Raw genomic sequence first — 20,516 nt, forward strand, 5'->3', positions numbered from 1 at the left:
AAATTTAAATAAATAAAAAAAAACGGTTCTGTGAAAGCAGAGCCGTTTTTTTAAACTAAATTTTTCGTATTTCAAGAATATCTGGTCTTTCATCAGCCTGCAGAATTTTTCCGTTTCTGGCAAATTCTGCCCAGACAGCACGAAGTTTTTTTCCGTTTTCAAAAATATATTCCCACGGAACGTCTTTCAGAAGTTTGGCATCTTTCCATGCATCTTTATTGGCAAAAATTAAAGGAAGATCAAAACAGTGTGAAGCACCGATGAAGTGTTTTTTTAAAGTCAATTTGATTTTATATAAATGGATATTTCCTCCGCCGGAAGCATAATTTTCAGCGAAAATTTCGGCAGGTTTACCGTAGATTGATTTTGTGGTAATCTTTACAATCCGGTTTAAAACAGAATTGTGAAGGTAAGTGTACAGGCCTTCCTGAGCGGTTTTTACATAAAAAGAAGTTTCATCTTCATTAAAACCAATCAGTACATCAATTTTTGAAGCGTTATCTTTCCATTTTTTTAGAGTCTCATTTTCCTGTGGAAGTGGTTCGTGACCGTATTTAAGACAAAAAGGCATGGCCGCTTTTAAACCGTATTTAAAACTGGATGGAAGAAAGTTCTGATACGAGTCCACCATTTTCAAAACATCAGTATCATCTTTAAGAAAATCGGTCTGACTAAAAAGTTCGGTATACATTTTTTCTCTTTTCAGTCTGAAACCCAGCGGTGCGCTTTGAATAATTACTCTTTTGAATAAATTATCAACACCTTCAGAAATTAAGAGATGTGCAATGGCATCGCCACCAGAAGATTGCCCAAAAAGGGTAATGTTCTCAGGATTTCCTCCAAAATCATTAATGTATTTTTTAATCCATTTCAAAGCTTCGATAATATCAAACAAACCAAGATTGGCAGGTCTTTCGTCATTGCCTCCCAAAAATCCAAACAGTCCTAAACGGTAAGAAACAGAAACAACAATAATATTCTGTTCCTTTACCCAAACTGATGGATCGGAAGTAGGCAAATCTCCACAGCCGATTTCATAAGAACCGCCATGAATCCAGACAATGACAGGCAGGTTTTCTTCAACTAAATTTTCAGGTCTTGTGATGGTTAAGAATTGAGTTGATTCTTCCGGTTGAAATTTTTCGATGTCAGTTTTACCAATAAGTCTTTCAAGAAGCGGACTGATCTTTTGCGGACAGACCGGCGTTTTATCTGAAATGAAATTTTCTGCAGATTCTAAGGGAATTGGTTTTTTGAATCTTTCAGATTGAGCATAGCGAATGCTTTTAGCCTTAATGACTCCATTTTCTTTAAAAGCTAAAATTTTCCCAAACGAAGTTTCAAAAGTGTGGTTGTGCAATGGATGGTTTGTGCTCATCTTCCTGTTTCAAAACTGAAAATTAAGAAATAAAACAGTAATCAGGGTAAATAAATCTGTAAAAAAGGTAAGGGCTTTTCCGAAAAAAGGTCGGAAATTTGTAAGGTAAAAGATTACATTTAAAATTATCAATACATTATGAACACATTTTCTGTAAAAGCTTTTGGAGCAGAATCCAAAGAAGCTGATCTTAAAGAAATGAATATCGAAAGAAGAGAAATTACCGCCAATGATGTGGAAATTGAAATTCTTTACTGCGGAGTTTGCCACTCTGATTTACACACTGCAAGAAACGACTGGGGCGGAACAAAATATCCGTCTGTTCCGGGGCACGAGATTGTAGGAAAAATTACAAAAGTAGGGTCTGACATTACTAAATTTCAGGTAGGTGATCTTGCCGGAGTTGGATGTATCGTAGATTCATGCGGACATTGCGACAGCTGCAAACAGGATCTTGAGCAATATTGTGAAAACGGATTTACCGGAACCTACAACGGAAAAGATACGCATTTGGGAGGTCACACTTTTGGTGGCTATTCACAAAAAGTAGTTGTAGATGCTGGTCACGTTTTGAAAGTACCTGCCAATCTTGATCTGGCTGCAGTTGCACCGCTTCTTTGCGCAGGGATCACAACATGGTCGCCACTTAAGCACTGGAATGTTAGCGCAGGATCTAAAGTTGCCGTAATCGGTTTGGGAGGATTAGGCCACATGGCAATTAAACTTGCAAAAGGTTTGGGTGCTAAGGTGACTTTATTCTCAAGAACGCCGGGTAAAACGGAAGATGCGAAAAAATTAGGTGCAGACCACGTGGTTATTTCTACTGATGATTCACAAATGGCAACTGTACAGAGAAAATTTGATTTGATTATTGACACAGTTCCTTACGATCATGATGTCAATCCATATATCACGACTTTGAATATCAACGGAACTTTGGTTTTGGTAGGATTTATCGGAAAAATGGAAGAGGCATTAGCTACACCGCCAATGATTATGGGAAGAAGAGCAGTTGCAGGCTCAGTAATCGGTGGAATTGCCGAAACTCAGGAAATGCTTGACTTCTGTGGCGAACACAATATCGTTTCTGAAATTGAAATGATCAAAATGCAGGACATCAACGAAGCATACGAAAGAATGCTGAAAAGCGACGTGAGATACCGTTTTGTGATTGATATGCAGTCTCTGAGTTAGAACTCACTTTGAATACAATAAAAATTTCGGCGGACCAAAAGGTTCGCCGAACTTGTTTTTAGTGGCTATGTCAAAAAATATCTTTATTCTTACGACTTTTCATTATTTTCGTAAAAAAATTAAATCATTCATGAAAAAACTGATTGTATTATTATTTGTACTATTTTCTGTCTCTGTTTTCTCTCAGGAGGACGTTTACTTTGGAAAAAAGAAACTGGTAGCTGCAGAAGTCATTCTAGAAAATGGAGATATTAAAACCGGATATCTTCAGGATTTCCAAAGCAACCGTTTCTATAATGGGGATGTGGGATCCTTCAGCGGAATTGAGAAAAATTTTAAATTTGAGGTAAAAGAATTTAAATTCAAAGAAGAATCAGGTTCTGCAATTCAGCTGATTAATATTTCTGATGTCAAAAGAATTGTACTTCTGAATAATGACGGTTCCGAAAGACTGGTTTATGACAAAATGAAACTGAAAACCATCAACTCCAACAATGAAGTTGTTGACCTCAAAAAAACAGTCATTCTCCCGCTGGAACAGGAGGGAAAACTAAATCTTTACGGAATTACAGTTGTAGCTTACGGTCAGGCAAGTCCTTATTCCAGAGGTCCGGCGAACCAATATCTGACAACGTTATTTATTCCTTATCTTAAAAGTTCCAACAGTGAATATGCTTATTTGCCTTTCGATATCAACAGAATGAATATTTTTAATTTAGGAAAGCTGGAAGGTAAATTTAAAAAAGCTTTAGAAGAAGCAACGAAAGAGTGTCCGGAGTTTCAGGAGAATATCAACGAAACAATGAAGGTTTTTGAAAAAAGTCAGAAAAAAGATCTGAAGCAGATGTATTATGACAAAGAAGCAAAGAAGAAGCAGATCCGAAAAGACGTAAAAAATAAAGCAGAAGAAAATTTTCTGCAAATGAAAATTGATGCAGAATACGGAATGAAACCTTACCTGCAGCTTGTAGACGATTACAATAAGAAATGCAGTAAATAAACTGCGGTACAGCCTTTGAAAATTTCAGAGGTTTTTTTCTGCCAAAATTTCCACTCTCACTTAAAAATCTGCCAAAATATTTAAATCTGTCTCTTGGCATACAATTAGACAATTTCAACACAGAAATAATTAAAAAATCAAATATATTATGTCAGTAAACTTTAAACCCTTAGCAGACAGAGTGCTTATCGAGCCTATCGCTGCAGAAACCAAAACAGCTTCAGGTATTATTATCCCGGATACGGCTAAAGAAAAACCACAGGAAGGTACAGTAGTAGCAGTGGGTCCAGGTAAAGTAGACGAGCCTACGACTGTAAAAGTAGGAGACAAAGTTCTTTATGGAAAATACTCAGGTTCTGAATTAAAATTAGACGGAAAAGATTTCATCATCGCTAAGGAGTCTGATTTATTAGGAGTAATAGGTTAAGCTAATAGCTATTGGCTTATGGCAGATGGCTTTCCAGCGTTGAAAATAGACAATGAGAGATTTTAAAAAATTTGAAGTTTGGCAACTGAGCCATAAATTAACTTTAAAAGTTTATAAGTCAAGCCAAGGCTTTCCTAAAGAAGAAATTTTTGGTGTAACTTCTCAAATCAGAAGATCTTTTGCTTCCATAGGATACAACATTTCTGAAGGAAGTGGCAGGAATTCAGATAAAGAATTTGCAAATTTCATTAACATCGCACTAGGATCATCCAACGAAGCCGAAAACCAACTAATACTATCTAAAGATCTGGAATTTCTTGCAGAAAAAGATTTCCAAAACCTTTCGGAAGAATTAACAATACTTAAAAAGAAGCTTGTCGCCCTTTGGAACAGGCTCAACGGAAATTAAAATCAAATTATAAATTAATACAGCGAATCGCTAAAGCCAAAAGCCAACAGCCATTCGCCAAAAGCAAAATAACATGGCAAAAGAAATAAAATTCGATATCGAGTCAAGAGACGCTCTGAAAAGAGGAGTTGATGCATTGGCTAATGCAGTAAAAGTAACTTTAGGACCAAAAGGTAGAAACGTTGTAATCGAAAAATCTTTCGGTGCACCTCACGTTACTAAAGATGGTGTTTCTGTAGCAAAAGAAATCGAACTTGAAGACAGAGTAGAAAACATGGGAGCGCAAATGGTAAAAGAAGTGGCTTCCAAAACCAATGATATCGCAGGAGACGGTACTACTACCGCTACTGTTTTAGCACAGGCTATCGTAAGAGAAGGTCTTAAAAACGTAGCTGCAGGAGCTAACCCAATGGACTTGAAAAGAGGAATCGACAAAGCTGTAACGGCTGTTGTTGCGAACCTTAAAGAGCAGTCTAAAGAAGTTGGTGATTCTACAGAAATGGTGAAGCAGGTAGCTTCAGTTTCTGCAAACAATGACGAAACTATCGGTTCATTAATCGCTGAAGCGTTCGGAAAAGTTGGGAAAGAAGGTGTAATTACTGTAGAAGAAGCTAAAGGTATTGATACAACAGTTGATGTTGTAGAAGGTATGCAGTTCGATAGAGGATACCAGTCGCCTTATTTCGTGACAAATCCTGAGAAAATGTTAACTGAGCTTGAAAATCCTTACATTCTTTTAGTAGAGAAAAAGATCTCTTCAATGAAAGAATTGCTTCCGGTTCTTGAGCCAATTGCACAAAGCGGAAAATCTCTATTGATCATCTCTGAAGAAGTTGAAGGTGAAGCTTTGGCAACTTTAGTGGTAAACAAATTAAGAGGTTCTCTTAAAATTGCTGCAGTTAAAGCTCCGGGATTCGGTGACAGAAGAAAAGCAATGTTGGAAGATATCGCTATCTTAACTGGTGGACAGGTGATTTCTGAAGAGCAAGGTTTCACAATGGAAAATATCTCTTTGGATATGTTGGGAACTGCTGAGAAAGTATCTATTGATAAAGACAACACAACAGTTGTAAACGGTGGTGGTGAAGAAAGCAAGATCAAAGGAAGAGTAAACCAGATCAAAGCTCAGATGGAAACAACTACTTCAGACTACGACAGAGAAAAGCTGCAGGAAAGACTGGCTAAATTAGCTGGTGGTGTGGCCGTACTTTACGTAGGTGCAGCTTCTGAAGTTGAAATGAAAGAGAAAAAAGACAGAGTTGACGATGCATTGAACGCTACAAGAGCAGCTGTTGAAGAAGGTATCGTTGCAGGTGGTGGTGTTGCTTTGGTAAGAGCTATTGAAGCTTTGGCTAATCTTTCAGGAATCAATGCTGACGAAACTACAGGTATTAAAATCGTAAAAAGAGCAATCGAGGAGCCATTGAGACAAATCGTTGCCAACGCAGGAGGTGAAGGTTCTGTAATCGTAGCTAAAGTTGCAGAAGGAACTGCAGATTTCGGTTACAACGCAAAAACTGACGAGTATGTCAACATGCTTGAAGCAGGAATCATCGACCCTACGAAAGTAACAAGAGTTGCCCTTGAAAACGCAGCCTCAGTTTCAGGAATGCTGTTAACAACAGAGTGTGTTATCACTGAAATCAAGAGCGCAGAACCTGCTATGCCAATGGGAGGTGGAATGCCAGGAATGATGTAATAGCGCGGTCAGCGACCGAAGCAAATATATTTAACCGTTCAGATTTTTCTGAGCGGTTTTTTGTATTTTTGAAAAAAACCACTCAATGAAATTAAATTATTATCTTCTTATCATCTTCCTACTAAATTTTTCCGTAAAAGCTCAATATTCTTCTAGTGCTTTTACAAACTCTAAAACATTTTCAGCAAATCAACATTGTAAAATTGTATCTTATTCTTTTGATGATGAATTTCCTACTGAAAGAGGTTTCTCTGAAGTATATGATATTACATTTAACGACAGTCTTATTTACACAATACCTAGATCTTTTGACTTAGAAGATGCTTCCAAAAATTTCTTCCTATTCATCAGTAATGATGGGAAAAAGGTTGCATACTTCTCCTCCTCCAAATATTATGAGGATAAAGATGATCAAAAATCTGTTATGATCTATGAAAGTGGGAAACTATACAAAAAATATGGGTTCGAAGAGTTTACAAATTGTGATCCTAAAAATGAAAAATGTGGTTTATTTTTTCCCTCATCTCAATTGATTGATAATAAAAAAAGTAACAATAATATTATTACTTTAAAATCTGACATTGATGATAGTGAAGCGTATTTATTAGATAATTTTATATTTAATAAAAATGATTCTATCTATGTAATTGACGCAAGGAAAAAAGTAAGCATTTATGATTTTAATAATTTAAGTCTGAATCCTGTTCATCAGGATTTCAAGGAAGTTTATAAAGATTTAAAATTTATTCGAAAAAGAGAAAGTAGCTTTATAACCAGTATACAATCGCCTAACAAGTATATAAACAATTTCGAAAGCATCATTACAGGTCAAATTTTGTCAGAAACAATTGAGAAAATGCATAATTTAAAGTTTGTCTCTATTGATTCACAAGAGTTTCACAAGTATCATCTTTACAGATTGCAAATTTCAGGTTATTTAAAAAAAGACGGTAGTTTCGAAGTTGAAAAATTTGATATCGATGAAAACTTAAGTAAAGACAAAATTCTAAATTATATTCAGAACACTAAGTTTAAATCAGATTTTCTGCCAAAAGAAGTTGATAAATTTCATTTTAAGTATTTCTTTGGTGGTTACAGAAATTCTGATGATAAGATAGCAGAAAGAATCACTCTACAACAGAAACAAAAACGAGAAGAAGACTTAAAAAAAAGATTAACACTTTCGGAAATTGATGGTATTTACATTCCCAGAAGTATGCAAGAGTGTATGTCTGAATTAGACAAGATTTTAAATTATGAAAGTAAATCTGAATTAAAAAAACCATCAAAATTCAGTGACTTTAATGGACATATGGGAGGTTTAGGAATGTGGATAAGAAATAATTGGGGGATTAATGGAGGTTCGAGATTATTACAATATTTTAAAGAAAGAAATATTGGTACAAAGAGAGGACAAAATGATTTTATATCTGGAACAATTATTAACAATTATATAAAATGGGTAAATGGAAATAAGAAAGTTGCAATAGAATGGGAAAAAGAAAATCCTAAAAAGTAAAACATTATCTCCCCCGCTGCGCAAAGTCTCATGACTTTGTGCAATAATGATAAAACAAAACCGCTCCCCCCGCTCCGAAAAGTCTAACGAATTTGAGGCAATTAAACAAATTCCAAAACATGAGCAAATTGCAAATTATAGCAACCCTACCTTTATTCATTTTTCTAAAAAACTGCAAAACCTCCTGCTTCGCTAAGTCTAGTTGAGCCTCTATAAATTTAAACCGTTCAGATTTTTTCTAGGCGGTTTTTGTATTTAAAGCAAAAATTATTTTCACTGACTTAATTTTAATATCTTTAATCATATAGAGCAAAATAAAACATCTCCAATTTATCAATTTGTTTGCTTTGTTATTAATAAATTACCAAACTATGAGTAGGAAAGAAATACAAATTAGAACAAACCCATCTTCAAGAATGTAACCCGATGTTGCGGATTTGTAATCCGTGACTTTTCCCTATCTTTAAAACCAAACCTCAACCCCCTCGCTGCCGCACGAATCCTTTCGTGTGGCTTTTGTTTTAAAAACGAATTAATAATCTGAAAAATGATTTCGAAAGTTTCCAATCCGTAACTTTTTCTTATCTTTAAAACCAAATCCCATCCCCGATTGAAAACAAGATTATTCCTCTTTTCACTTTTCGGTTTATGTCTAGCCAATGCACAAACCCTGGTTTTCAAACATCTTTCAGATATGTCTGTTCGCAGAGGAGCAATATGCAGTGCCATAGCAGGAGACAATATCTATGTGAGCAATGGATATAAAGATTCGGATGGCAATGCTACCATTATTGAGAAATACAGTATAAAAGATAACCGCTGGAGTATCATCAACTCCAGTCTGGTTCCTAAAAGATTCGCCAATTCGGAGACTTACGGTAATAAAATTTATATTTTTAACGGTTGGGGAAACAGTCATCTTGAAATTATAGACCTTGAAACTCATCAAAAAACGAAAGGAGCTGTTAACCGTGCCTACACAGGAAATGCAGGTTCTGCCATCTATAACGGAAAAATATACACGTTCGGCGGAAGTGGACTAAACAATGCCGCCACCACAGTATTTTCTGACAGGTTCCAATATTATGACATCGCTTCCGATACCTGGCATCCATTACCGGATATGCCGACTGCCAGAGAAGCCAGGGGCAAAATTGTGAATGATAAGCTTTATGTTATCGGTGGTTTTAACGGCACGTCATCCCGTCTGGTCAATGTGTATGACCTCAAAAAAAATCTTTGGACTGATCAATATACGATGCCTGCTGCGATATCGGGTCATTCATTAGCGGTATCCGGTACTAAGATTTTTATTGCCGGCGGTTATAATAATCAGAATTTCTTGGCTTATTTTGATACAGAAACCAATAAGCTACAAAGGTTATCATCCAATAATATGATTTCCAGACGACATGCTGCTGCTGAAATATATAATGATAAATTATACATCATCGGCGGAAGTACAGCCTCCTCAACCAAATCAGCTATTAAAAGCATTCAGGTTGCGGATATTAGCGAAGAACTACTTTCTGCTAAATAACTATTAATAACAGAAGGAATGATTAAGTAACGTCATTGCGAGGTACGAAGCAATCTTATCTTAAATAACAAACCGTTCTACATTTTGCGATTTTTTTATAAATTATAATTCGCTAAAACTATATCTGCTCACCAAGTCAATCAATTTCACATGAAGGAAAACTGGAAATTACAAACGTTAGATAATCTTGAAAAAGATAGTTGGAATACGCCGAAAAATAATCACGAATCCTATTTGATGTCCACCTGTTACAGTTTGAGAAAAAAACCTTTAATTGATTTTTCAGTTGAAGATTTGAGAATTTTGATAGGACAAAATATTGGTTTAAAATATTTGATTCCGATTGCCTTGGAAAAGCTGACTGATAATATTCTTGCAGATGGTGATTTTTATTCCGGAGATTTATTAACATCTGTATTAACCAGCAATCCTGATTTTTGGAGGGTTTCTAAAGACTATTACAAGTCTGTTTTGGAGATTTTTCATAGAAATGAAGCACTGCTGAAAGATGATGATTGAGCTTGGGAAATTAAAAAAAAGTGGTTCGACTCGTTTAAAGATTTTAAATTAATTCAAAATTTGAGCTAAGTAAATGTTCTCAATTTTGAACATAAAGTTATAAAAACCACGATGTTGCGGATTTGCAATCCGTGACCCCGACTTTACAGCATTGTCAAAAGAAATTATATACTATGACTAATCAGATTCTTTCAATCTTAATTTTATCTTTTTTCCTCACCAACTGCAAAAACCCTGAAACTACAAAATACACCGTCGGTCAGGAGTGGAATTACAAAACCCGCAAAGGTGAAGAAAAATCTACCCTGAAAATTTTAAAAATAGAAGAATATCCGAAATATGGGAAGGTGATTCACATCTCCATTGGTAATTTAAAGGTGGGAAAACCTGATGCCGGGAATGGTTTTGCAAATGATTTGTCGCACATTCCGATTAGTGAGGAAGCATTAGATAAAAGTGTTACTGTTTTAAAAAACAGTAAAGTTAAACTTCCCAATAAAATTGACGGCTATGATTACTGGAAAAAAGAATTTGATCAGGGAGTTGCGGGTGTATTTTCAATCACAGTTGCTGAAATTGTAGATAGTATGGAGGAAGCAATTATTACGGGAAATGGTGTTGTGGAATAAATTATCAATCTTAAAAACTACGATGTCGCGGATTTGCAATCCGTGACTTTTTATCGTTGTTACGCTTTTAATATTCAAATTCATAACAATTTCATACTATTCAAATTGTAAACGGAAAAAAGACAAAATCCCATTCCAATAATGATTAAATTTGAAATGCACTAAGTTAATAATCATCAAATATGAAAGCAAAAACCCATACAATTTTCGCTGCATTGCTTGCTTTGGTGATGTGGTTCTGCGTCATTCTTCAGTTTTATATTTTGACAGATACTTTCGGCAATGTCATCAGTTATTTTACGATTTTGTGTAATTCTTTAATAGCAGTAAGCCTTACGTTTTCTGCTTTCTTCCCGAAAACTCAGTTAGGTCAATTTTTTTCAAGGCTGTCTGTCAAAACTGCGGTTGCTTTGTATATTTTCATTGTGTTTATTGTTTACAACACGGTTTTGAGAGGGGTCTGGAAACCTACAGGATGGCAGTTGTTTTTAGATAATATGCTTCATGCTGCGATTCCGTTTCTGTATATTCTGTACTGGCTGTTTCTGGTTACAAAAACTAAGCTGAGCTGGAAAAACGGATTGTACTGGTTGATCTTTCCTTTGTCATATCTGATTTATTCATTGGTTCGGGGCTCAGTAACCAATTGGTATCCATATCCATTCCTCAATGTTACAGAACTCGGTTTGGGTAAAGTGATGGTGAATAGTTTAATAATGCTTTTGGTCTTTTTAGCAAGCGGATCTGTATTGATTGCAGTTAATAATAAGTTTGAAAAAAAGTAGACTGAAAAATAGGTTTAAATTAAAAATAATCAGAATGCCCAAAAAAGATTTAGAAAAATACATCAGAGACACCACAACTCCGAAAGATTATTCCGAAAGCAAATATCTGGTTTATGTGGAATTGTATAAGAGGGATAAAAAATTAAAGAAAATCATTTCAGAACACTGTAAAGTTATTAAAGAACTTGAATTTGGGTATTTGTGTGAAGCTCATCTTCAGGCAATTCCGGAAATTACGAGATCACTTTCTTCGAAAAATCATGCAGTTTATCAGATTGTGAGATTGGCTAGAATTCTATGAAATAACATATTTCGTAAAGTGTCCTTTGCGTCAACGTGAAAATCTTTGCTGTTTTGCAATATATTTTTTTAAATATTAAGTTTTACGGTATTTTAAAACTACCTTCAACCGATGCAAAAAAGGACAAGTCCTTTTTCAGCGTTCAGAGTTGGCACTCAACTACCGGATTGTCGATTTAGGTGATGATTACAAACCTACACAGGGATTGTCTGTTCTTTTTAAATACAACAGATTTCATAATAATCTTCTTTGGGTAATTCCCGATCTTGGCGGCTACACTCCGGAAGATATTAAAATCTATGGTAAAAACCGTTATAATTTAGGTTTGACTTACATGAGACGTTTTCCAGAGGAAGGAGTACTGAACGAAAAGTTAGCGTTGAATCACTGGTCCGTCGGAGCTCATTACGAGTTGATTGATAAACCCCACAAATCTGTGGATCCCTCAAGATTAGAGCTCAATGCAACCGCTTATTTTAAGAACAACTTAGGAGTTTTCATAAGCGGAATATTTGGTCACGACAACTATAATTACCGTTTCGTAGACAGTGGTTCTCAAATTTTTATCGGTTTAACGTACGATATCTTCCCTCCGATTGAGATGGTCCTTAGAAATGATGATTAATTCAACGGCTAACTTCATGTCCAAATCCTGATCAACACATTAGACCTTTGATAAAGTACATGAGGTTTAAGTTTGCAACATTGTTTCACGTAATTCATCAGATAAGACAGGTATTTCACTTGCAATATTTAACAGATGTGTGTATTATTGTAAAAAAACTATTTCTATGTACATTGAGGTTTCTGATGATTTTAAAAAGAAAAGTGCCGCCGCAGTTTGGGCTATTGTAATTTTTGTAATTGTTTACCTTTTTATTTTTGTTTTAGCAATTGCATTAGCCCTGGCGTGTATTGCCGCAGGAATTTGGCTGATCGTGGCAAAACCAATGTTGGTTACCATTATGTTGGGTGCCGGAATGGCTGGTCTGGGGCTTTTTGTTTTTTATTTTGTAATTAAATTTCTTTTCAAAAGACACATCAACGACCGTAGTGATCTTAAAGAAATTAAAAGAGAAAGCGAACCTGAACTTTTCAAAATGATTGATGAAATCGTAAAGGAAGCGGGAACCAATTCACCCAAAAAAGTATATCTTTCCCACGAGGTGAACGCCAGCGTTTTTTATGATTCAAGTTTTTGGAGCATGTTTCTGCCGATTCAAAAGAATCTTACCATTGGGATGGGGCTGGTCAATACCACCACAAAGCAGGAGCTCAAGGCTATTCTTGCCCATGAGTTCGGTCATTTTTCGCAACGCTCGATGAAGGTGGGCTCTTATGTTTATAACGTCAATCAGATTATTTTTAATTTAGTCAACGACGACGAATCTTACCGTGATTCCATCAGGAGTTTTTCTGATGTGAGTGGTTATTTTTCAGTTTTTGGAGCATTGGCATTATTTATTACCGGACAAATTCAGTGGGTTTTGGTGAAGATGTACTCGTTTGTAAATCTTCGTCACATGGCGCTGTCCAGAGAAATGGAATTTCATGCGGATGAGGTTGCGGCTCATATTGCCGGATCACTTCCCTTGGAAGAATCTCTTCTGAGACTGGAACTGGCGGAAAACTCTTACCAGAACGTCTTACATTTTTATGATTCTAAATTTTCTACAAACGTTGCCAGCAAAAACATCTATCAGGAGCAATCTCTTGTAATGGCTTTTCTTGCAGAACAAAACGAAGTGCTTTTTAAAAATGGACTTCCTGATATTAAACTTTCAGAATCAGGATTATTCAGTAAATCAAAACTGAATATTGAAAATCAGTGGGCTTCTCATCCATCCCATGAAGACCGTATTGAAAGGCTGAGAAAACTTAATATTGTAAAAGAAAATTTTACAGAATCTGCAAAAGATCTTTTCACCGATTTTACTGAAACCGAAGAGAAGATGACTTTGGAACTGTTTTCTAAAGTGAATTATAAGGATCAGACGACAAATTTGGATATTGAAATTTTCCGTTCAGAATTTGAAGAAAAATACCGGCAGGATTCTTTCGACAGAATGTTTAATTCATACTATGATCATAAAAACCCGGATATTACAGTTAAGGAAACGTCTGTGGATCAATATATTTCTTTCGATGAGCTGTTCAGCAAGGAAAAAGTTGAGTGGGTGTACAGTCTGATTACTCTTGAAAATGATTTTAAAACTGTGGAAGCCATCTCAAAAAAGGAAATCGATATTAAAACTTTTGATTACGATGGCATAAAATATAAGCAGAAAGATGCAAAAAATCTTCTGCCTGAGATCCAGATAGAAATTGATGACATAAAAGAAAAAGTGCTGAAAAACGACTCAGACATTTACAATTATTATATAAAAATTTCAGAGGAAAAAGGTCAGAAGGTAAATTTTATAAACACCTATAAAGATTTTGCCGACTATGACAAGGTTTATGAAGAGAAGTATCAGCTTTATCTGGACTTGTTGAACGAAACAAACTTTATGAGTAACGTTACGCCTTTTGAGCAGATCAAAAAGAACTTTCAGAATCTGAAAACTCTGGAAGAGAAACTCAAATTTGAACTTACTGTTTTTCATCAGAATGCGGTTCTTACAAAAAATATCGACCATAAAGATCTGGAAGATCTGAAGTTTTTCACCAGTAATAATCACATCTATTTTCTAAATAATCAATATATGGAGCGTGATATTCAGCTGTTGGTAAAAGCGATTAATTATCTGCCCTATTTTCTCCGCCAAAAATATTTCCTCAAGAAAAAAGCACTTCTCGGATTGATGCAGGAATTGAGGGAAGTGTAACGACTTAATTTAAATATTTAATTCAAAATTTATAGTATGAAAAATGTTATCATTGCATTGCTAATGAGTGTTCTGTTAATTTCTTGTGAAGGTTCTGACAGTTATCAGGGTAACTGGAAAGCACTTGATAAAAATGGAGGTAAATTTGAAATTTCTTTTAAACCAAAAGCTTTTTCTGTAAAAGACAGTATAGGTAAGGTTGCTGAATTTAACTATTCTCAAAATTCTGTTAAATATGAAAATGGCATCGAAACTTATGGTATAAGATTAGAAGATGGTCGTAAATATCAGATATTCTTCCCTAAAAATGACGAAAGTGTTGGGATTATTTTAGAGGAGAGCGGTAATCCGATTTACACGATAAGCAGGAGTAAATATCTTACGTATGATGATGTTTATAAATTAAGTAATTAGTGATAGATTGGTTTAGATCTTTAAAAATCCGATACTGCGGATTTGTAGTTAGTAACTGTCAATAAAAAAATATTCTCCATAAACTTAAAAACCGCTTTCAGCAAGCGGTTTTTGCATTTCAAAACAAATTCCTAAGTTTACAGGTACTTCCATCTCAACAAAATATTCTCATGCAAAACAAAAAAGACAGCCAAATTTTGGATCGAGGTCCATTTTATCACGGTACAAAGGCAGATTTGAAGATCGGAGATTTTCTCAGTGCAGGTTTTAATTCAAACTACCGCTCAGAAATAATTATGAATCACATTTATTTCACAGCTTTACCAAACGGAGCAGGGCTGGCTGCTGCTTTGGCAGAAGGTAATGGTTATGATCACATTTACATTGTAGAACCTACCGGAGCATTTGAAAATGATTCTAATGTCACCGATAAAAAATTTCCCGGAAACCCTACGAGATCTTACCGAAGTACAGAACCTTTAAGAATCATTGGCGAACTGACAGAATGGGTAAGACTCACAGACGAAGAACTGCAGAACTGGAAAGAAAGGATTGCAAAGCTACGTGAAAATCCGGATGCGGAAATTATCAATTGATTGATTTAGAAGTATCACTTTTATCTTTAAATATTTTTCAGGATGAAATCATTAGTTACCTTTTTACTTACCATTTTGGGAATTTTATCTTATTCGCAGGGAAAAGTTTTAATTTGGCAAGACGTTAATCTGCATACCTCAAGATATTGTTATTATAGTCAGAAGGTTTATTAATAATATGATCATCATGAATTTTTAATTGATTCTTTAGTTTCTTTTTCCAGTTTAAATCCGTTCATACTTTTGAGTATGAATTTCATTCAAATTTTTTTTTCATCCACTTCAAAAAATAATATTCTCTTGAAAAAAAACTAAATTGAAACCTTTAACTACACTTTCTGCACTTTTCCCGTGCATTGTTGCCCTGTCCTAAACCTCACCAACAACAAAGCCTTCTGAAGCCTGTACTACAGATATCCGAATGGCAGACTATTTTGCCAAAAACCCTGACGCAAAAAACTTACACAAGATTTTAATCTGAAATTGTCTCAACTGATAAGCGAATGGAAGGGGCGGATTTAAAAAAGATACACTCTATGAAATTCCGTTATCATTCATGTAATCAGTGATGGCAGTGCTTTGGGAACGTCTTACAACAGAACCGATCAGCAGATTTTAGATTGGTTTACTTTCAACAATCAGTTTTTATCATCAGTTGCATACCCAAGAATTTAACGATGAATAGATTCATGTTGAAAATTCGGTTATCATTGTCGTCGTTAAATTGAATAATAATGAAAGTGTGAATAGAAAAGTAAAGTTTTAAAAATAAGATTGTCATTTTAAATGAATCCGCTTTAAAAATGTAACTTTTTAATAATGTTAAAAATTCTTAAAAAATTTTAAAAGCTGGCTGGTTTTTTGCGTAATTTTAGATAAAATTTTATAGCATGAAAAAAATTCTATTTTCTTTAACGCTTTGTGTTTCATTGGCAAACGCGCAAACAACGATCACAAAAGCTTATCACGATCCTGTTTCCGGTGATATTAGTAATTTTGTAAGCTTAAACGGAACACCAGATCACTCCGCAACCGGAGCCAACACAGTCTTCAATAATTCAGCTCTTACTATGGGTGCTGCAAGTCCGGGAACGTATTCCACACCGACCGCGGCGGAGATCAGTACATATCCGGGATCAACGTTGAAGTATGTGAATAGCGGAACTACGGTCTATTACAAACAGACTGCAGCGAAACTTGAAATAACGGCCTTGGTAACTACCGATGCAACTATTAATCTCAGTACCAATAACGGTACATTTATCAGCTATCCAACTTCTTTTGGGCTTAATGAAAGTGATACAGCATCAGGTACTTTTTCAGCACAGGGTTTTAACGGAAATGTGAGTGGGAATATCAATATTTCTGCTGATGCGTGGGGAACGCTTCTTATAGGTACGAAAACATATAGCAATGTGACGAGGGTAAAATCTGTTCAGAATTTTGCAATGACGGTTTTTGGTTTTCCTGCGGGAACAATAGTTAATACCTCTTACGCTTATTATGACAGCGCACACAAAGCACCACTCTTCAGTACTACAAATGCTGTTATCACAATTGGTACAGGTGCTCCTCAAAATAGTAATGTGGCTCAGGCATTAAATGAAGTCTATCTTGCCGTAAAAGATGCACAGCTGAAAAATAAACTTGAGTTTTATCCTAATCCGGCAACAGATGTTGTGCATTTTAGAAACGGCGACAATGCCAATATCATGATTTACAATGCTGAAGGAAAGGTTTTAAAGCAAATCAATAAGAGTACAGAAGCAGTTCAGGTGTCAGATCTTCCGTCGGGAGTCTATTTCATTACCGCTGAAAAAGGAGGAGTTTTATCTGAAACGAAAAAGCTGATCAAAAAATAAATAAATTTTGCCTGCTTTTTGATATAAATTTTTCACACCAAAATCACCAGCTATGACTAAAAAAATTATCTCGCTTATCGCCTTGAGCGCTATGCCATTCGTGCAGGCACAGATTGAAAGTCCGATTCCGCCGGCTGCGGAAGTTCCGGAAAAAATGAATATCATTAAAACCAATGTGACGGCTTATGCCTTCAGAAATTTTAATCTTACCTATGAAAGATCGTTGAATCAATGGTTTTCTTTAACGATAGGATTCGGGACAATGCCCGAAGGAAAAGTTCCATTCATTAATTCTTTTCTGGATGAGGATGATGAAAGACAGTTCCAGAATCTGGAAATTAAAGCGACCAATTTTACATTAGAACCAAGATTCTATATCGGTCATGGCTATGGAAAAGGATTTTATTTTGCTCCGTACTACCGTTATTCCAGCGTAGAATCCAATGATTTTGATTTTTACTACAATTTTCAGCCTGTAAATGGCATTGTCTATCCAATTCCTTTGATGGGAAAAGGTGAAGCTGGCGGTCACAGCGGAGGCTTAATGGTTGGAGCTCAGTTTTTTCTTAATAAAGCTCAGAGTTTAGTTCTCGATTTTTGGATTGCCGGAGCACATTACGGGACAGGAAAAGGAGATTTTGCTTTAACCAGCGACATCTTCCTTACTCCGGAAATGCAGGCTCAGCTTAAAAAAGAAATTGAAGATCTCGACGTACCTTTTGTAGACTACACTGTAGAAACCAATACTGAAGGTGCAAGAATAAAGGTTGACGGCCCTTGGGCTGGCTTCAGAAGCGGATTATCAATTGGGTATAGATTTTAAGATATTTTCAGACATGTCATCCTGAGCCCGTCGAAGGATATGTTGTATATTGAAAATGTTTTGAAAAATTGACTGAAATTTCGATTTACATCTAAAACTGTGTCATCACATCATTGGTGTGTTTCGCATGTAAGTATAGTTCCTGAAAGAAGTTGTCATAACATTCTTTCAGGAATTTTTTGTTATCTGAAAACGCTTCAAAAACAGGAATGTCTTTATCTAAATATTTTGCTTTGTGTAAAACGTTTTTCATGCTGAACCCGATGCTGCGGTCTGTACGGTAATTGTACAGCCAGTCTTCACTTTCCATTCTTGAGAGCATCGTTTTGAAATTTTCAGGGAATAAATGGAGGTGCCGGTTCAAAATCTTGTAGACATTTTGCGAGTGTGATTTCCAGCCTTGTAATGAATTAACTGTTAAGTCATTAGCTAAAAAATAATCCATAGAAACATCGACGAAAGCACCCGAATATAATCTCACCAGCGGACTGAAAACTTTCTTGGCTTCATGAATTGCAGGATGAGAATCTGTAAAAGTATCGATGGCGCGGTGCATCGTAATTCCGTTTTGGATGTCTTTCGGGAAAGAATATCGGTCTTTATTCCGGATATAATCTTCCAGAAATTGCCCGACAATCTGTCCGTCGGAAAATGATAGAAAAGAGTGGGCGAGGAAGTTCATAAACGAATATAGAAATTTTTGAGCAAACTTTCGCCATTTAAAATGGTTTCCACCCAAACTCCTTTTTCGCAATCGGTGTAATTGAATGAAATTTTTTGTAAATCTATCTTTTTATGAGAAATTATATTTAAAATCAATTCATCTTCAATTACTACAGCGTCAAACTGAACCGAAAATGAAAATGTATTTTGAATCTGAAGACTTATTTAATCAATCTTTTTTATTTGAAATCAATGTGCATAAAATTCATTCTCTCCGTGATTACTGCATCTAATATTCAAGACTACAGCAAAAATTTAAACAAGCATAAAAACAAATCCTCCAAATAAATCTATTCAGATGATAGATATTTTTAAAACAAAACTATTTAATGATAAACTTTTTGCTTCCGATGAAGGAATTTTTGTCTGTAAAAACACTCAGAAAATAATCTCCGGAAGGCAATCCTCTCAGATCGATGGTTTTTTTGTCTGATGTTAAAACAATTTGCCCAACTACATTGATTATTTTGAAGGTATAGATTTCATCGTTTTTAATCCAGATATTGATTTCTTCTTTCGCAGGATTGGGATAAATTGTAAAATCTTTTATATTTTGATTTTTGATTTCAAAAGTACCCAGATTTGACGTAGGCATAAACTGCGATACCACACAGGCAAAACGTGCAAAACCGAAGGCTTCGTCAGACGGATTTGGATTTCCTGAAGCAATTCCCGTGGGTTCGGAGTTGTAATTTACAGTTGGGTTTGCCCATCGGTTTATTCTGCTGCAGCTAAAACCGTTACCTGAGCACTCGTCGTTATATGCCATGATGGTTCTCCATCTTTGGGATGAAACACTTGCTGCTCCTAATATTATGGCAGTTCGGTTGACGTATCCGTGATGATTGCTGCATGGTGTAGTAGCTGTATCTACGAACCAGTCATGCCTCAATCCCATATTGTGGCCCATTTCGTGAGCCATAGAGTAGTTTGAAACCACACAGCTGAAAACTGTTGCAGAAAATGCTGCATTTGCACTATAGTTTCCGGGTACTGTATTTACATAACCCAATCCGCAGGTATTTGTAGGAGTAGAGGTTACCAAAGCACAAACATCTGCTCCATAAGTTGATCTTAAACTATGAACTTCATCCATAAAACCATCATTGTTGTTTCTGAATCTCGGCAAATCTGTGCTTAGACTTCCGGATTCTGTATAGCCTATTTCTCCGGAATAAACCACATTAATTGTAGCATTGGATACTCCGGAATTTAGCAATGCATTATTAAAATTGGTAATTGCTGTTGCTATAAAAGAATTACTTTGTGCTGTGCCTCCCCAGGCAGTTTTTGCAGCAGTAGTGTAGACCACCAAAACGTCTATTCTGCTGGCTGTACATATTGGCGTAGATTGCAGACATACATCCGCATTGAGTTTTTGCTGTATTGAAGACTCATTAAGGATAAAATCATTTTTTGAATCCTGAGTAATCAGGTTGGCTTCATTGACTAAAGAAACTGCGAATAAATTACTTTTAATCTGATGGAAAATTACTTTTTCACCCAAATTTGAAGAGTACATTCCGGTCACTACATCATCGTAAGTTGATAAAACCAATTCAGATTTAGGCTCGTTTTCAACGGTATAAGAATACGATTTGCTTTTGTTGGTGTAGATAAATGTTTTTGAAAGCTTTGCCTTGATATTTCTGCCGTCAGGAAGGGGAATTTCCAAATCAGACTTAAGATCAAACAAGCCCTGCTGATAATATTTTGACTTAACGTAAGTAGAAGCTAAAAGCGGATTGATTTTTTCCTCCAAATTGAGATTGATTTCACTTATGGGATTTTGAAATATCAAGTTTTGAGCGAAAAATATTGAGCTGCAAAACAGCATCAATAAACAGGTTTTTAGTTTTGTAATCATCTG

20 protein-coding genes are annotated in these 20,516 nt (G+C 35.5%); 17 read left to right on the forward strand and 3 right to left on the reverse strand.

The window, feature by feature from the left end; genetic code table 11:
• Nucleotides 1-55: 55 nt before the first annotated feature.
• Nucleotides 56-1,378 (reverse strand): carboxylesterase family protein, encoded by a 1,323-nt coding sequence (locus tag IC610_RS15970; RefSeq protein ID WP_191737739.1) that lies wholly within the window; start codon nucleotides 1,376-1,378, stop codon nucleotides 56-58.
• 138 nt (nucleotides 1,379-1,516) lie between these two features.
• On the opposite strand from IC610_RS15970, the gene IC610_RS15975 reads away from it, so the two are divergent.
• The 17 genes from IC610_RS15975 (at nucleotide 1,517) to IC610_RS16055 (ending at nucleotide 17,923) form a co-directional block, all read left to right on the forward strand.
• A complete protein-coding gene (locus IC610_RS15975) occupies nucleotides 1,517-2,572 on the forward strand; it encodes an NAD(P)-dependent alcohol dehydrogenase (protein ID WP_191737740.1) in 1,056 nt (351 codons plus the stop codon).
• A gap of 130 nt (nucleotides 2,573-2,702) precedes the next feature.
• Nucleotides 2,703-3,572 (forward strand): hypothetical protein, encoded by an 870-nt coding sequence (locus tag IC610_RS15980; protein ID WP_191737741.1) that lies wholly within the window; start codon nucleotides 2,703-2,705, stop codon nucleotides 3,570-3,572.
• Between the two features lie 148 nt (nucleotides 3,573-3,720).
• Nucleotides 3,721-3,999 carry a co-chaperone GroES gene (locus IC610_RS15985; protein WP_056034561.1) on the forward strand — a complete coding sequence of 93 codons (279 nt, stop codon included), beginning with the start codon at nucleotides 3,721-3,723 and terminating at the stop codon, nucleotides 3,997-3,999.
• Between the two features lie 52 nt (nucleotides 4,000-4,051).
• On the forward strand, nucleotides 4,052-4,408 hold the full coding sequence (locus IC610_RS15990; protein WP_191737742.1) for a four helix bundle protein: 357 nt from the start codon (nucleotides 4,052-4,054) through the stop codon (nucleotides 4,406-4,408).
• A gap of 73 nt (nucleotides 4,409-4,481) precedes the next feature.
• Nucleotides 4,482-6,107, forward strand: a complete 1,626-nt coding sequence (gene groL, locus IC610_RS15995; protein ID WP_056084108.1) for a chaperonin GroEL — start codon at nucleotides 4,482-4,484, stop codon at nucleotides 6,105-6,107.
• 85 nt (nucleotides 6,108-6,192) lie between these two features.
• On the forward strand, nucleotides 6,193-7,626 hold the full coding sequence (locus tag IC610_RS16000; protein ID WP_191737743.1) for a DUF6794 domain-containing protein: 1,434 nt from the start codon (nucleotides 6,193-6,195) through the stop codon (nucleotides 7,624-7,626).
• A gap of 610 nt (nucleotides 7,627-8,236) precedes the next feature.
• Nucleotides 8,237-9,166 carry a Kelch repeat-containing protein gene (locus tag IC610_RS16005; protein WP_191737744.1) on the forward strand — a complete coding sequence of 310 codons (930 nt, stop codon included), beginning with the start codon at nucleotides 8,237-8,239 and terminating at the stop codon, nucleotides 9,164-9,166.
• A gap of 150 nt (nucleotides 9,167-9,316) precedes the next feature.
• On the forward strand, nucleotides 9,317-9,685 hold the full coding sequence (locus IC610_RS16010) for a contact-dependent growth inhibition system immunity protein (RefSeq protein WP_191737745.1): 369 nt from the start codon (nucleotides 9,317-9,319) through the stop codon (nucleotides 9,683-9,685).
• Between the two features lie 173 nt (nucleotides 9,686-9,858).
• Entirely contained in the window at nucleotides 9,859-10,314 is a 456-nt protein-coding gene (locus IC610_RS16015) for a hypothetical protein (protein WP_191737746.1), read from the forward strand.
• A 182-nt stretch (nucleotides 10,315-10,496) separates the two neighbouring features.
• Nucleotides 10,497-11,099, forward strand: a complete 603-nt coding sequence (locus IC610_RS16020) for a Pr6Pr family membrane protein (protein WP_191737747.1) — start codon at nucleotides 10,497-10,499, stop codon at nucleotides 11,097-11,099.
• Between the two features lie 34 nt (nucleotides 11,100-11,133).
• On the forward strand, nucleotides 11,134-11,400 hold the full coding sequence (locus IC610_RS16025) for a hypothetical protein (protein ID WP_191737748.1): 267 nt from the start codon (nucleotides 11,134-11,136) through the stop codon (nucleotides 11,398-11,400).
• Nucleotides 11,401-11,548: 148 nt separating this feature from the next.
• Entirely contained in the window at nucleotides 11,549-12,025 is a 477-nt protein-coding gene (locus IC610_RS16030) for a hypothetical protein (protein ID WP_191737749.1), read from the forward strand.
• 166 nt (nucleotides 12,026-12,191) lie between these two features.
• Nucleotides 12,192-14,228: a M48 family metalloprotease gene (locus IC610_RS16035; RefSeq protein ID WP_191737750.1), complete on the forward strand. Its 2,037-nt coding sequence runs from the start codon at nucleotides 12,192-12,194 to the stop codon at nucleotides 14,226-14,228.
• A 36-nt stretch (nucleotides 14,229-14,264) separates the two neighbouring features.
• Nucleotides 14,265-14,642, forward strand: a complete 378-nt coding sequence (locus IC610_RS16040) for a hypothetical protein (RefSeq protein ID WP_191737751.1) — start codon at nucleotides 14,265-14,267, stop codon at nucleotides 14,640-14,642.
• A gap of 170 nt (nucleotides 14,643-14,812) precedes the next feature.
• A complete protein-coding gene (gene arr / locus IC610_RS16045) occupies nucleotides 14,813-15,238 on the forward strand; it encodes an NAD(+)--rifampin ADP-ribosyltransferase (protein WP_191737752.1) in 426 nt (141 codons plus the stop codon).
• A gap of 890 nt (nucleotides 15,239-16,128) precedes the next feature.
• The gene (locus IC610_RS16050; protein ID WP_191737753.1) at nucleotides 16,129-17,100 is read left to right on the forward strand and encodes a T9SS type A sorting domain-containing protein; all 972 of its coding nucleotides are present in this window, start codon (nucleotides 16,129-16,131) and stop codon (nucleotides 17,098-17,100) included.
• 52 nt (nucleotides 17,101-17,152) lie between these two features.
• Nucleotides 17,153-17,923, forward strand: coding sequence for a DUF3575 domain-containing protein (locus IC610_RS16055; protein ID WP_228462952.1), 771 nt, complete (start codon nucleotides 17,153-17,155; stop codon nucleotides 17,921-17,923).
• 91 nt (nucleotides 17,924-18,014) lie between these two features.
• On the opposite strand, the gene IC610_RS16060 is transcribed toward IC610_RS16055, so the two are convergent.
• Together IC610_RS16060 and IC610_RS16065 are read right to left on the reverse strand one after the other, a co-directional pair.
• On the reverse strand, nucleotides 18,015-18,605 hold the full coding sequence (locus IC610_RS16060; RefSeq protein WP_191737754.1) for an acyl carrier protein phosphodiesterase: 591 nt from the start codon (nucleotides 18,603-18,605) through the stop codon (nucleotides 18,015-18,017).
• Between the two features lie 363 nt (nucleotides 18,606-18,968).
• Nucleotides 18,969-20,408 carry a zinc-dependent metalloprotease gene (locus IC610_RS16065; RefSeq protein ID WP_191737755.1) on the reverse strand — a complete coding sequence of 480 codons (1,440 nt, stop codon included), beginning with the start codon at nucleotides 20,406-20,408 and terminating at the stop codon, nucleotides 18,969-18,971.
• Between the last annotated feature and the right edge of the window lie 108 nt (nucleotides 20,409-20,516).

This window comes from Chryseobacterium caseinilyticum (genome assembly GCF_014837145.1).
Lineage (GTDB): Bacteria > Bacteroidota > Bacteroidia > Flavobacteriales > Weeksellaceae > Chryseobacterium > Chryseobacterium caseinilyticum.

What these genes read in the sequence shown, in the direction of transcription:
- IC610_RS15970 (WP_191737739.1), bottom strand. Translation starts at nt 1,378, where the DNA reads ATGAGCACAAACCATCCATTGCACAACCACACTTTTGAAACTTCGTTT.
- IC610_RS15975 (WP_191737740.1), top strand. Translation starts at nt 1,517, where the DNA reads ATGAACACATTTTCTGTAAAAGCTTTTGGAGCAGAATCCAAAGAAGCT.
- IC610_RS15980 (WP_191737741.1), top strand. Translation starts at nt 2,703, where the DNA reads ATGAAAAAACTGATTGTATTATTATTTGTACTATTTTCTGTCTCTGTT.
- IC610_RS15985 (WP_056034561.1), top strand. Translation starts at nt 3,721, where the DNA reads ATGTCAGTAAACTTTAAACCCTTAGCAGACAGAGTGCTTATCGAGCCT.
- IC610_RS15990 (WP_191737742.1), top strand. Translation starts at nt 4,052, where the DNA reads ATGAGAGATTTTAAAAAATTTGAAGTTTGGCAACTGAGCCATAAATTA.
- groL (WP_056084108.1), top strand. Translation starts at nt 4,482, where the DNA reads ATGGCAAAAGAAATAAAATTCGATATCGAGTCAAGAGACGCTCTGAAA.
- IC610_RS16000 (WP_191737743.1), top strand. Translation starts at nt 6,193, where the DNA reads ATGAAATTAAATTATTATCTTCTTATCATCTTCCTACTAAATTTTTCC.
- IC610_RS16010 (WP_191737745.1), top strand. Translation starts at nt 9,317, where the DNA reads ATGAAGGAAAACTGGAAATTACAAACGTTAGATAATCTTGAAAAAGAT.
- IC610_RS16015 (WP_191737746.1), top strand. Translation starts at nt 9,859, where the DNA reads ATGACTAATCAGATTCTTTCAATCTTAATTTTATCTTTTTTCCTCACC.
- IC610_RS16020 (WP_191737747.1), top strand. Translation starts at nt 10,497, where the DNA reads ATGAAAGCAAAAACCCATACAATTTTCGCTGCATTGCTTGCTTTGGTG.
- IC610_RS16025 (WP_191737748.1), top strand. Translation starts at nt 11,134, where the DNA reads ATGCCCAAAAAAGATTTAGAAAAATACATCAGAGACACCACAACTCCG.
- IC610_RS16035 (WP_191737750.1), top strand. Translation starts at nt 12,192, where the DNA reads ATGTACATTGAGGTTTCTGATGATTTTAAAAAGAAAAGTGCCGCCGCA.
- IC610_RS16040 (WP_191737751.1), top strand. Translation starts at nt 14,265, where the DNA reads ATGAAAAATGTTATCATTGCATTGCTAATGAGTGTTCTGTTAATTTCT.
- arr (WP_191737752.1), top strand. Translation starts at nt 14,813, where the DNA reads ATGCAAAACAAAAAAGACAGCCAAATTTTGGATCGAGGTCCATTTTAT.
- IC610_RS16050 (WP_191737753.1), top strand. Translation starts at nt 16,129, where the DNA reads ATGAAAAAAATTCTATTTTCTTTAACGCTTTGTGTTTCATTGGCAAAC.
- IC610_RS16055 (WP_228462952.1), top strand. Translation starts at nt 17,153, where the DNA reads ATGACTAAAAAAATTATCTCGCTTATCGCCTTGAGCGCTATGCCATTC.
- IC610_RS16060 (WP_191737754.1), bottom strand. Translation starts at nt 18,605, where the DNA reads ATGAACTTCCTCGCCCACTCTTTTCTATCATTTTCCGACGGACAGATT.